Origin of the sequence: Micropruina sp. (assembly GCF_027492755.1) — a bacterium.
Taxonomy (GTDB): Bacteria; Actinomycetota; Actinomycetes; order Propionibacteriales; family Propionibacteriaceae; genus Micropruina.
Genome location: NZ_JAPUED010000022.1, coordinates 15,894 through 28,196 on the forward strand (window position 1 = coordinate 15,894; position 12,303 = coordinate 28,196).

Genomic DNA, 12,303 nt, shown 5'->3' on the forward strand with positions numbered 1-12,303 from the left:
TTCTGGCGACCACCGCTGGTTGAGCTTGTCGATGCTTGCAGGTTGAGCTTGTCGAAACCCCCGATCAGCGCCAGGACTCCCGGTCTCGACAAGCTCGACCAACGGATCTCAGGGCTACTCGGCCGGCACCAGGTCGTTCTCGATGTGCTGCGCCATCACATGCGCCGCGCGGACGACGTCACCGGCCTCGAATGCGGCCAGCAGTTCGCGGTGATCGCGTTGCAGCGAGGCGACGTCTGTGCCTTCGGTGACGGCACCGGTGGCGATCGCATGGCGCAGTGCTTGGATGACGCCCGCGTACAGCCCGACCATCAAGGCGTTGCCGCTGGCCTCCATCACCAGGAAGTGGAACTGACCCGGAGCTTTGGCCCGGCGTCCGCCGAGCGGCTGGTCGGCTTGGGCGGCGGGGCGCTCGAGCGCCTGCCGCATCGCGGTGAGCTGCGCATCGGTGCGCTGCCGGGCGGCGAGCTGTGCGGCCTCGAGTTCGAGTGCCCGCCGGTAGCCGAGTAGATCGGTCGCGCTGAACTCGGACAGATAGTCGGTCAGCACCGAACTCACCGGCATCCGGGAGCGGACGAAGGTGCCGATGCCCGGCATCGGCTCCAGCATGCCCATGCTGGCCAGGGCGCGGACCGCCTCACGCACCGTGGTCTTGCCCACGCCGATCAGCTGCATCAGCTCGGTCTCGGTGGGGATCTTGGAGTTGATCGGCCATTCTCCCGACGAGATCTGGTGGCGCAGGTACGCCAGCGTCCGCCGAGCACGATCCGAGCCGACCTGCACCATTGCCTCCTGTTCGGGCCACGCGGCGTGTGAATTCCAGTCCTCTCGAAAATACCCGGTTGCGCATTCGATTAATGACCATTTCCGGTTGTGATTAGGCACCTTTTGGTGCATTTTTCGTGCTTTAAATCCGGCGGATGCGCGGTTCGCTCGGGAGGTCACGCAACTGGGCCCCGGCAAGGAGTCGCTCGGCGGCGTCGCCCTGCCGGGGCCCGGTGCATCCGTGTCAGGTCAGCCGGCCAGGTCCTTGCACTGGCCCAGGGCCTTGCCGCCCACCGTGTTGACCGCACCGGGGACGAATCCGCCCGACACACCAGGAAGTCCCGCGCAGATCAGGTTGCGCTTGATGTTGTTCTGCACCACGTACACGACCCCTGCGGCGTCCGGATGGTCTTCCACGATCTTGATGTTCAGCAGCGTCACGCTCTTGCCGACCTTGTTGAACATCACGCCGAGCCAGTTCGTGGTCAGGTGGCTGGCCCACAGGTTGCCCTTGACCGTGTTGTTCTTCACCGACCACGGGATCACCGGTGACCCGCCACCGACGATGGTGAGGTTCTGGCCGACGGTGATCCCGTTGATCAGCACGACCGCGCTGCCGAGTGCGGTGACGTTGCCCTTCACGGCGATCTTGGAGAACACGTTCACGTCCTCGATCGGGTTCCCGTCGGCGTCGACGCAGGGATGGGCCGAGTTGCCCATCAGCACGGTCGGCTGACAGCCCAGACCGAGCGTCGAGCCGCGGCCGGCGTTGACGTTCCTGCCGACGGTGATGGTGGACGGCGAACTCTGCGCGTCGAGGACGGCGCCCTTCCGGACCGTGATGTCGCCCTTCACCGTGATCACGGCGTTCTTGGCGACCGCGCAGGTGCCGGTCACCGTGATGCTCGAATAGGTGCCCGAGCCGATCTCACCACCGGTGCAGACGAGTGCGCGGGCCTTCCCATGCCCGGGCGAGTACCCGTGTGCCTCGGCGGTCAGTCCTCCGCTCAGCATCAGACCGGCCGCGGCAGCGAGTGCCATCGCCGTCCTCCCCACAACGACTCCGCGCATTTGACTCGTCCCCTCCCGTATAGGCCCCACCCCACGTGCGGCTAGAGGCGTTGCTACTCCTCGGGCGTCTGACAGGTCAAGAAGATCCGGGTCAAGGTGGCGAAAGTACTTACGAACGCCCGCGGGGATCGAGCAGTAGCGGGACGCGGTGGAAGCCGCCCACCGGCGGTTGTTCCCGCTCGGGAACCGCCTCAGGATCCAGCGCGATCCGATGCCGTCCCAGCATCGCGCGGACCAGCACCCGCAGCTCCAGCGTGGCCAGCGCGCGGCCGGGGCAGACGTGCGGCCCCGCTCCGTAGACCAGGTTCTTGGCGGCGTTCGCCTCGGGCGCGTAGCCCTCCGGATCGGCGAACACCGCCGGATCGCGGTTGGCGGCCGTCCAGTTGATCACCAGCTGCTCGCCGGGTGCGATCGGCTGGCCGTTCAGCACCGTGTCGACGGTGGCCACCCGGCGGTTGGAGACGAACGGGTCGTCGATCCGCAGGATCTCGTCCAGCGCGGCGTCGAAAGAGTCGTTGGCGGCGTCGACGAGCTCGTCCTGCAACTCGGGGTGGGTGGCCAGCCAGTACAGGACGACGCCGGTGCACAACGCCAGCGAGCCCAGGTCGCCGCCGGTCCAGTTGCGCAGCACCGAGACGATCTCGTCCTCACCGAGCGGCCTGCCGTCGTGATGCTTCACCCGCATCAGCTCGTCGGTCAGGTCCTCCGGCGGCCCTGGCCTGCGGATCCGCCGGAAACTCAGCAGCCGATGAATGATCGCGTCGAAACGATGGGCGACCGCCGCCGTCCGTTCCAGTTCGCCGGACCGGGTGGCGGCGTGATTGTCCTCCATCCAGGCCAGCAACTCGGGTTCGATATCGGACGGCCAGCCCAGCCACGCCGACTGCGCCCGGACGGCGTAGACCGAACCGAGTTCGCCGACGGCGTCCAGCCTGCTCCCGGCCGGCACGGAAGCGGCCAGCTGGTCCGCGATGCGCTCCAGCGTCGGTTCCAGCCCGGTGAGCCGCTCGGGGGCGAGGAACGGGTCGAGCAGCTCGCGCGCCTCACGGTGCGCCGCGCCGTCCAGCCCGTTGGGTACCTGCAGGAAGCGGGAGACATGGCTGGAGAAGGTCTCCGGATCGGTCACCACCGCCACCGCGTCGGCGTGCCGGACGACGACCCAGCGGCCGTTGTCGTTCCGGGTCAGCGGCTCGTGGTGGAGGGCGTCGTAGCGGGTCCGCGGGTCGTTCGCGTACGGGCAGCCGGTCGTGGCCTGGCTCATCGTGGTTCCCTTTCCTGGATTTGCTCAGACGTGGCCCGCTCCGTCCAGTTGATCGATGATGTAGCCGAGCATCGGGCCGACCACGCCGAGAGCGTCGCGGATGCCGCCGCGCGAACCCGGGACGGCCAGCAGCAACACCGGCGGCCCTTGCTCGGGCCGGACGACGCCGGCGATCTCGCGCGAGACCAGAGCGACCGGGGTGTGCCCGTAGCCCTGCCTCCGGATCTCTTCGGCGATCCCGGGCATCTCGTAGCTGAGCAGCCCGGCGACCACGTCGGCGGTGTGGTCGTTGGGGCCGATGCCGGTGCCGCCGCAGGCCAGCACCACCCGGGCGCCCGCCGCGATCGCCTCGGCGATGGCCGTCCGGATCCGCGCCGGGTCGTCCGGGACGGCGGCCTTCGTCGCAGCGACCCCGAGGTCGTCCAACAAACCCACCGCGACCGGGCCGCCGCGGTCGGCGTCCGCTCCGGAGACGACCTCGTCGGAGACGACGAGCACCGCCGCCGACAGCCGTCCGGGCGACTCAGGCGCGAGCATCGCGCAGCATGCCTCCCAGCACCAGGGCGAGGGTCGCCGCGATCAGCAGCAGCCACAGCCCCAGCGAGTACGAGTTGGTGTCGGCGTGGTAGGTCGCGCCCATCACCAGCGGCGGGAAGTAGCCGCCCAGGCCTCCGGCCGCGGCAACCACACCGCTGACCGCGCCGACCTTGTCCTTGGGCGTCGACGGGCCGATCCAGGCGAACACCGCACCCATGCCCAGGCCCATGAACGCGGCCATGGCCAGGAAGGTGGCTCCGGTGACGATGCCCTCCGGCGGTTGCGACCCGACAACGTAGGCCAGGATGGACACGCCGGCCAGCGAGACCAGGGCGACCACCTTGGGGCCGAACCGGTCGGCCAGGATGCCGCCGATCGGGCGTGCGATCACGGCGGCGACCGCGAAGACGGCCGTTCGGGTACCGGCGCCGACGGGGTCCACCTCGGCGGGGTAGACGGTGGTCAGGTACTTCGGCAGATAGGTGGAGAAGGCCACGAAGCCGCCGAACACGATCGCGTACAGGAACGACATCTGCCAGGTGACGGCCAGCTTCAGGGCCCCCATCACCTTCGGCACCAGCGGCTGGTGGCTGGGCGTCCAGGCCGGTGAGTCCCGTAGGAAGAACCAGACCAGGGCGGCCATGCCGACCATCGCGGCGGCGATCAGCAGATGGGTGGGGAAGAATCCGATCGCCAGCGCCAGCCGCGGGGTGAAGAACGCCGAGACGGCGGTGCCGACCATGCCCATGCCGAAGACGCCGTTGGCGAAACCGCGTCGCGACGGCTCGTACCAGGCGCTGGAGAACGGAATGCCGACGGCGAAGATGGTGCCGGCGACGCCCAGGTAGAAGCCGGCACCGATCAGCAGCGGGAAGCTCTTGATCACCCCGGCCAAGGCGACCAGCAGCACCGCCGGCGCCGAGCCGAGCAGCACCAGGGCGAACATCTTTCGGCCGCCGAACCGGTCGGTCAGGGCGCCGACGACCACCCGGCCCAGCGCCCCGACCAGCACGGGGGTGGCCAGCATCAGCGAGATCTGGCCCTCGGAGAGCCCCAGTTCGGTGGCGTAGGTCTTCTGCAGCGGGGCGATGGACATCCAGGCCCAGAAGCCGATGGTGGAGGCAAGGGTGGCCAGCAGCACCTGGCCGAACTGTCCCTTGAGCTGGGACGGGGTTGTGGTCTCAGCGGTTGTGGTCACGGGATTCCTCTCGGGAACAGGTGATCGGGTCTCGACTCGGCCGGCGTTGGCGTCCGATCGAGCTATTTGCGGGTCTTGTGTCGATCTTCGGTGCCGATCGGATCCCAGCCGGCACGCTTCATGCCGGTGGTGTGGGTCATCGGATTGGCATCGCGGGTGCGGTAGACGATGTAGGGACGGAACAGGTAGTGGAACGGCACGGTGAAGGCGTGCACCAGCCGGGTGAACGGCAGGATCATGAACAGCGCGAAACCCATCAGGACGTGGATCTTGAACTGGATGGTGGACGCGGCCATCGCGTCGATGTTCGGCTGGAAGATCATCAGCGAGCGGAACCAGATCGAGACCGTCTCGCGGTAGTTGTGGTGGTGACCGTCGGGGGTGTGATCGCCGGTCAGGGTGGCCCAGATGCCCAGCAGGATGGCGCCGGCGAGGATCACGTACATGAACTTGTCGTTGGCGGTGGTGGCCATGAACACCGGTCCGGTGGTGCGCCGCCGATAGATCAGCATCGCGATGCCGACCACGGTGCCGAGACCCGCCAGCCCGCCGCCGTACAGGGCGAAGGCGTGGTAGGTGTCCTGGCTGATCACCAGGTCGGTCCAGGCCTTCGGAATCAGCAGGCCGACCAGGTGGCCCGCCAGCACGCCGAACAGCGAATAGTGGAACAGTGGCGAGGCGATCCGCAGCAGCTTTGACTCGTAGAGCTGGGTCGAGCGGGTCGTCCAGCCGAACTGGTCGTAGCGGTAGCGCCAGATCAGTCCGCCGATCAGCACCACCAGCGTCAGGTAGGGCAGCACGCCCCACAACAGCAGGTCCATCTCAACTCCTCTGCAGTTCGGGCGTGGGCATCGCGGGCATGCCGAGGAAGGCCGCATTGGGTTCGGCCCCGTAGGGTTCGAGGCCGACGCTTTCCACCGGCTGGATCGCCTGGACGAGCTGCTGCACCTCGGTGCGGCTCTTCGGGGATTCGCCGGGCAGCGTCGCGCAGATGGCGCGCAGCACGCCGGCGTGCGGCAGGTCGTCCTCTTCCAGGCCGATCCGCAACAGTTCCAGGCTGGGACGCCACTGCTGCAGCAGTTCGGCGCCCCGCTCAGGGTCGTGGACGGCGAACTCGAGCACCATCGGCAGGTGGTCGGGCAGCTCGCCGCCGGTGTCGACCAGCAGCCCGGAATCGCGGTACACCTTCTTGAACCGGGCCAGTACCTCGCCGCGGCGACGGGTGTCGCCCTCGGTCCAGTAGGTGAGGTGCAGGGCGTGCCGACGCGACAGGTCGAACTCCTGGACGTGGAACGACTGCAGGGTGATCAGGTCCGAGCCGCGCAGGTGGCCCAGCACGTCGGCGAACTGCGCCGCGACCGGGGTGCCGGCCAGCGCCGCCTCGATGGTGTCGAGCGAAGCCAGCAGCGATTCGTCCGGGTAGCTCAGCACCAGCGACGCGGCCTGATAGGTCACCGGCGTGCTCATGTCGGTTGCCCCGTCTCCGAAGTGTCGTCGGCCGTCTGCCGTAGCCGGGACGCGTTGAACAGCTCCAGCGCGACCGGCACCGGGCGTCCGGACGCCTCGCCGAACGGCCCGGACTCGAACATGCCGGGGCCCTCCTCGAAGTCGAGCGAGCAGCCCATCTCTTCGAGGTTGTGAGCCTGCTCGACGTGCGCCTTCGGGATGACGTAGCGCTCGTCGTACTTGGCGATCGCCAGCAGCCGGTACATCCGCTCGATCTCGGCGCCGGTCATCCCGACCGCGGTGGCCAACTCCTCGTCGCGGCCCAGGTCGAGGGTGACGCCCCGCATGTAGGAGCGCATCGCGGCCAGCTTCTGCAGCACCCGGGTGACCACCTCGGTGTCACCGGCGGTGAACAGCTCGGCCAGGTACTCCACCGGAATGCGCAGCTCGTCGATCGCCCCGAACAAGTTGTTGGCCTGCTCGCCGTCGTGGCCCTGGCTCTTCAGCAGGTCGACCACCGGCGACAGCGGCGGGATGTACCAGACCATCGGCATCGTCCGGTACTCCGGGTGCAGCGGCAGGGCGACTTTGTAGTCCTTGATCAGCGCATAGATCGGTGACCGCTTGGCGGCGTCGATCCAGTCGTCCGGAATGTCGGCGGCCCGCGCGGCGGCCTCGATCTTCGGGTCGTGCGGGTCGAGGATCACGTCGAGCTGCGCCTGATAGAGCGCCTTCTCGTCCTTGGTCGCGGCGGCGGCGGTGACGGCGTCCGCGTCGTAGAGGATGATCCCGATATAGCGCAGCCGGCCCACACAGGTCTCCGAGCACACCGTCGGCAGCCCGACCTCGAGGCGCGGGTAGCAGAAGGTGCACTTCTCGGCCTTGCCGCTGCGGTGATTGAAGTAGATCTTCTTGTACGGGCAGCCGGTGATGCATTGCCGCCAGCCGCGGCAGCGGTCCTGGTCGACCAGCACGATGCCGTCCTCGGCGCGCTTGTAGATCGCGCCCGAGGGGCACGACGCCATGCACGACGGGTTCAGGCAGTGCTCACAGATCCGCGGCAGGAAGAACATGAAGCTCTTCTCGTACTCGAATTTGATCTGCTGGTTCGCCTCGGCGCGCAGCTTCTCGATCACCGGGTCGACCTCGCCGGTGGCGTAGGTGCCGCCCAGCGAGTCGTCCCAGTTCGCCGACCAGTCGATGGTGGTGTTCTTGCCGGTGATCAGCGATTTGGGCCGGGCGACCGGGAAGTCGTCGCCGAGCGGCGCCTTCACCAGGTTGTCGTAGTCGTAGGTCCACGGCTCGTAGTAGTCGTGCAGTTCGGGCTGCACCGGTGAGGCGAAGATGCTGAACAGCTTCTGGAACCGGCCGCCGGCCCGCAGTTTCAACCGTCCGGACGCCGTCCGCACCCAGCCGCCGCGCCATTTCGCCTGGTCCTCGTAGCGGCGCGGATAACCCAGCCCCGGCCGGGTCTCCACATTGTTGAACCAGACGTATTCGGTGCCGGCCCGGTTCGTCCAGGCCTGCTTGCAGGTGACCGAGCAGGTGTGGCACCCGATGCACTTGTCGAGGTTCATCACCATGCCGACCTGAGCCATGATCCTCATCAGTACTGCACCTCCTGCGAGCGGCGGCGGACGGTCGAGACGATGTCCCGCTGCACGCCGGTGGGTCCGAGATAGTTGAACGCGTAGGCCAGATGGGCGTAGCCGCCGATCAGGTGGGTGGGTTTCATCAAGATGCGGGTCACCGAGTTGTGGATGCCGCCGCGGCGTCCGGTGGCCTCCGACTTGGGAATGTCGATGGTCCGCTCCTGGGCGTGCTGGACGAAGCAGACGCCGTCCGGCAACTTGTGGCTGACCACCGCGCGGGCGACGAACACGCCGTTGGCGTTGGTCAACTCGATCCACTCGTTGTCTTTGACGCCGATGGAGTTCGCGTCGTTGACGCTCAGCCAGGCCTGCGGCCCGCCGCGGCCCAAGCTCAGCATGAACAGGTTGTCCTGGTATTCGGAGTGGATCGACCACTTGTTGTGCACCGTCAGGTAGCGCAACACGATCGCCTTCTCGCCGTTCGGGCCGAGTTCCGGCTCACCGAAGGCGCGGCTCATGTCCAGCGGCGGACGGAAGGTCGGCAACTGCTCGCCGGCGTCGATGATCCAGTCGTGGTCGATGAAGAAGTGCATCCGGCCCGACAAGGTGTGCCATGGCTTGAGCCGTTCGGTGTTGATGGTGAACGCGGCGTAGCGGCGTCCGCCGGTCTCCGACCCGGACCACTCCGGTGAGGTGATCACCGGCTGCGGCGAGGCCTGGGTGGAGGCGAAGGTGATGATCTTCTCCTCCGAGCCCTCGGAGAGATCGGCCAGCTTGCGCCCGGTCTTGCGTTCCAGGTCGCGGAAGCCGTGGGTGGCGAGCTCGCCGTTGGTGGTGCCCGAGCAGGTCAGGATCGCCTCGGCGAAGCGCTGGTCGGTGTCGATCGCCGGACGCCCGGCGGCGGGGCCGTCCGGCATCACGCCGTGCAGCCGGGCCAGTCGATTGACCGGCCCGGTCATGTCGTAGTTGATGTTCTTCACCGTGAAGCCGAGCCGGTCGGCCAGCGGGCCGACGCTGGACAGTTTGTCGGCGATCGCGGTGTAGTCGCGCTCGACCACCGCCAACACCGGCGCGTTCTGCCCCGGCACGCAGGGCAGATCGGTACCGCGCCAATCGGGGACCACACCGCCCGGTTGGGCGATCTGACCAGGCGTGTCGTGCTGCAACGGGACGGCGACCAGGTCGGAACGGGTGCCCAGATGCTTCTTGGCCAGCGTGCTCACCGCGCGGGCCAGCGTGTGGAAGATGTCGAAGTCGGTGCGGGCCTCCCAGGGCGGGTCGATCGCCGGAGTGAAGGCATGCACGAACGGGTGCATGTCGGTGGAGGAGATGTCGTGCTTCTCGTACCAGGTGGCGGCCGGGAAGACGATGTCGGAGAGCAGCGTCGTCGACGTCATCCGGAAGTCGGCGCTGATCAGCAGGTCGAGCTTGCCCTCGGGTGCCTCGTCGCGCCACTTCACCACGCTCGGGTGCCGGTCGGCGCCGTGGTCGTTCGGCATCAGGTTGTTGTGGGTGCCGAGCAGATGCTTGAGGAAGTACTCGTTGCCCTTCGCCGAGGAACCCATGATGTTGGAACGCCAGACGATCATCGTCCGCGGCCAGTTCTCGGGTGCGTCGATGTCCTCCAGCGCCGACTTCAGCTCACCGGATTTCAGCTTGCCGGCGATCCACTCCTGGACGGTCTCGGCCTCGCCCCGCTCCACCGCGGCTTTGGCCTCGTCGGCCAGGTCGAGCGGGTTGCGGTCGAATTGCGGGTAGAACGGCATCCAGCCGAGCCGGTTCGACAGCGCCAGGGCGTCCGCGGTGTGCAGGCCGTTCAGCTTGCCGGTCGACAGCGGCGAGGTGATGGTGTCGGCCGAGTAGCCGTCGGTGCGCCACTGGTCGGTGTGCATGTACCAGTAGCCGGTGCCGATCACGGTGCGCGGCGGACGGCTCCAGTCCAGTGCGTTGGCCAGGTTGAACCAACCGGTCATCGGGCGGCACTTCTCCTGGCCGACGTAGTGCGCCCAGCCGCCGCCGTTGCGTCCGATCGAGCCGGTCAGCATCAGCAGCGCGATGATCGCCCGGTAGGTGACGTCGGCGTGGAACCAGTGGCAGATGCCGGCGCCGATCAGGATCATCGTGCGGCCCTTGGAGACCTCGGAGTTGGCGGCGAACTCGCGGGCGATCCGCAGGCACGCCTCCGCCGGGACCGAGGTGATCGCCTCTTGCCAGGCCGGGGTGTACGGGGTCTCGGCGTCGTCGTAGCCGGACGGCCAATGCCCCGGCAGCCCGTCGCGGCCGACGCCGTACTGGGCCAGCATCAGGTCGAGCACGGTGGTGACCCGGTAGTCGCCGACCCGCTTGGTGGGGACGCCGCGGCGGATGATGCTGCCCTCGCCACGCGGATCCTCGAAGCAGGGCAGCGCGATCTCGGCCGGCTCGTACTCGTCGGTCTCGAGCAGCGACAGCGCCGGATCGAGGTCGCCCAGCACCAGGTTCCAGTTGCCCGGGCCGTCCTCGGAGTAGCGGTAGCCCATCGAGCCCTTCGGCACCGCCGGGGCGTTCGTGGCGGCGTCCCAGATCACCGTCTTGAACGCGTCGTGCTTGGTGCCGGAGCCCATCCCCAGATCTTCGGCGGTCAAGAACTTGGACGCGGTCAGGCCGTGGCCGTCCGGGTGTTCGACGAGCTTCACCAGCATGCCCAGGTCGGTGTACTGGCGGACGTAGTCGCGGAAGAACGGGGTCTGCTTCTCGACGTAGTGCTCTTTGAGGATGACGTGCCCCATGGCCATCGCCAGGGCGGCGTCGGTGCCGGCCTGGGCGGGCAGCCATTCGTCGGCGAATTTCACGTTGTCGGCGTAGTCGGGGGCGACCGTGACCACCTTGGTGCCGCGGTAGCGCACCTCGGCCATCCAGTGCGCATCCGGCGTCCGGGTGACCGGAATGTTGGAGCCCCACATCATCAGGTAGGTGGAGTCCCACCAGTCGCCGGACTCGGGCACGTCGGTCTGGTCGCCGAAGACCTGCGGTGAGGCCACCGGCAGGTCGGCGTACCAGTCGTAGAAGGACGCCATCGCGCCGCCGATCAGGTGGTTGAACCGGGTGCCGATGGCGTGGCTGACGATCGACATCGCCGGGATCGGGCTGAACGACACGCAGCGGTCGGGGCCGTAGGTCTTGATCGTGTGCACATAGGACGCCGCGGCGATCTCGACTGCCTCGGCCCAGCTCATCCGGACCAGGCCGCCCTTGCCGCGGGCCTGCTGGTAGCGGCGGCGCTTGGCCGGGTCGGTGGAGATCTCACGGAAGGCCTCGACCGGGTCGCCGAGCCGCTTCTTGGCCTCTCGGTACATCTCCAGCAGCACGCCGCGTCCGTACGGGTAGCGCACCCGGGTCGGGCTGTAGGTATACCAGGAGAACGCGGCGCCGCGGGGGCAGCCGCGGGGCTCGTACTCGGGCCGATCCGGCCCGGTGCTGGGGTAGTCGGTCTGCTGCGACTCCCAGGTGATGATGCCGTCCTTGACGTACACCTTCCAAGAGCACGAGCCGGTGCAGTTCACCCCGTGAGTGGAGCGAACGACCTTGTCATGGCTCCATCGGTCGCGGTAGAAGACGTCGCCCTTGCGGCCGCCCTCGCGGAAGACGGCGCGGCCGTCGTCGGTCTCGTCCCACTTGGTGAAGAACTTGCCCAGCTTGAGCAGCGCATCGGCTGCCGGACCATCCAGGTGTGCCTGCCCAGTCGTCATAACGCTTGCCTATCAAGGCAGCGGGCGCCTGTCTTTTTTTCAACGAAAATCTTGCGAATAACGTGTCCGGCTAGTGGTGGCGACGCCTGACAATCAGTCGTCGCCGACTCCGCAACTACGGCTGAAACACGAGATCTGACACGCGTTCGCGGTCACAATGCGACTCGTGCGGCGATACAGGCATCGGCTGATATTTGGATGAGACTTCCCTGTCGCATGGGTCCTGTGGCCGGTCAGGCGCCGACGATCAGCGGTGAGGCGCGCCCGAGGGCCAGTAGTGATCCTCGTTCAGGGTGCGGGCGCCGAAGATCGCCTGCCCGACCCGGACGCAGGTGGCACCCTCCTCGACCGCCACCTCGTAGTCGCCCGACATGCCCATCGACAGCCCACCCGGACCGAGCAGATCCGGCTCGTTGTCACGAGACCGATCGCGCAGCTCACGCAGTCGGACGAAACAGGCGCGGACCCGCTCGACGTCGGAGGTGAACAGGGCGAGCGTCATCAGGCCCTGCACCTTGAGGCTGGCGTAGTGCGGGAGCTGGCGAAGGAACGCGGGAACCTCGTCGGGCGCCAAGCCGTACTTCGACTCCTCCGCGGAGGTGTTCACCTGCACGTACACGTCGAGGGAGCGCCCGGCGGCCTGAAGACGGCGGTCCAACGCCTCGGCGACCCGCAGGCTGTCCAGGGCCTGGAACTCGGCGGCGA

10 protein-coding genes are annotated in these 12,303 nt (G+C 67.8%); all 10 read right to left on the reverse strand.

The window, feature by feature from the left end:
- Positions 1-114: 114 nt before the first annotated feature.
- Positions 115-783: an FCD domain-containing protein gene (locus tag Q0066_RS01320; protein WP_298129296.1), complete on the reverse strand. Its 669-nt coding sequence runs from the start codon at positions 781-783 to the stop codon at positions 115-117.
- Between the two features lie 231 nt (positions 784-1,014).
- On the reverse strand, positions 1,015-1,806 hold the full coding sequence (locus Q0066_RS01325; protein WP_298129298.1) for a hypothetical protein: 792 nt from the start codon (positions 1,804-1,806) through the stop codon (positions 1,015-1,017).
- A gap of 139 nt (positions 1,807-1,945) precedes the next feature.
- Entirely contained in the window at positions 1,946-3,097 is a 1,152-nt protein-coding gene (locus Q0066_RS01330; RefSeq protein WP_298129300.1) for a cytochrome P450, read from the reverse strand.
- 24 nt (positions 3,098-3,121) lie between these two features.
- Positions 3,122-3,634, reverse strand: coding sequence for a molybdopterin-binding protein (locus tag Q0066_RS01335; protein WP_298129302.1), 513 nt, complete (start codon positions 3,632-3,634; stop codon positions 3,122-3,124).
- A complete protein-coding gene (locus tag Q0066_RS01340) occupies positions 3,621-4,832 on the reverse strand; it encodes an MFS transporter (protein ID WP_298129304.1) in 1,212 nt (403 codons plus the stop codon). Before Q0066_RS01340 ends, Q0066_RS01335 begins: the two co-directional genes overlap by 14 nt.
- A 62-nt stretch (positions 4,833-4,894) precedes the next feature.
- Entirely contained in the window at positions 4,895-5,653 is a 759-nt protein-coding gene (gene narI / locus Q0066_RS01345; protein WP_298129307.1) for a respiratory nitrate reductase subunit gamma, read from the reverse strand.
- Between the two features lies 1 nt (position 5,654).
- Positions 5,655-6,299, reverse strand: coding sequence for a nitrate reductase molybdenum cofactor assembly chaperone (gene narJ / locus Q0066_RS01350; protein WP_298129309.1), 645 nt, complete (start codon positions 6,297-6,299; stop codon positions 5,655-5,657).
- Complete coding sequence (narH, locus tag Q0066_RS01355; RefSeq protein ID WP_298129311.1) at positions 6,296-7,885, reverse strand: nitrate reductase subunit beta; 1,590 nt, start codon at positions 7,883-7,885, stop codon at positions 6,296-6,298. Before narH ends, narJ begins: the two co-directional genes overlap by 4 nt.
- Positions 7,885-11,598: a nitrate reductase subunit alpha gene (locus Q0066_RS01360; protein ID WP_298129313.1), complete on the reverse strand. Its 3,714-nt coding sequence runs from the start codon at positions 11,596-11,598 to the stop codon at positions 7,885-7,887. Before Q0066_RS01360 ends, narH begins: the two co-directional genes overlap by 1 nt.
- Positions 11,599-11,845: 247 nt before the next feature.
- The coding region (locus tag Q0066_RS01365; RefSeq protein WP_298129315.1) for an alanine racemase at positions 11,846-12,303 on the reverse strand (458 nt) is incomplete at its 5' end.

What these genes read in the sequence shown, in the direction of transcription:
- Q0066_RS01360 (WP_298129313.1), bottom strand. Translation starts at nt 11,598, where the DNA reads ATGACGACTGGGCAGGCACACCTGGATGGTCCGGCAGCCGATGCGCTG.
- narJ (WP_298129309.1), bottom strand. Translation starts at nt 6,299, where the DNA reads ATGAGCACGCCGGTGACCTATCAGGCCGCGTCGCTGGTGCTGAGCTAC.
- Q0066_RS01335 (WP_298129302.1), bottom strand. Translation starts at nt 3,634, where the DNA reads ATGCTCGCGCCTGAGTCGCCCGGACGGCTGTCGGCGGCGGTGCTCGTC.
- narH (WP_298129311.1), bottom strand. Translation starts at nt 7,885, where the DNA reads ATGAGGATCATGGCTCAGGTCGGCATGGTGATGAACCTCGACAAGTGC.
- Q0066_RS01330 (WP_298129300.1), bottom strand. Translation starts at nt 3,097, where the DNA reads ATGAGCCAGGCCACGACCGGCTGCCCGTACGCGAACGACCCGCGGACC.
- narI (WP_298129307.1), bottom strand. Translation starts at nt 5,653, where the DNA reads ATGGACCTGCTGTTGTGGGGCGTGCTGCCCTACCTGACGCTGGTGGTG.
- Q0066_RS01325 (WP_298129298.1), bottom strand. Translation starts at nt 1,806, where the DNA reads ATGGCACTCGCTGCCGCGGCCGGTCTGATGCTGAGCGGAGGACTGACC.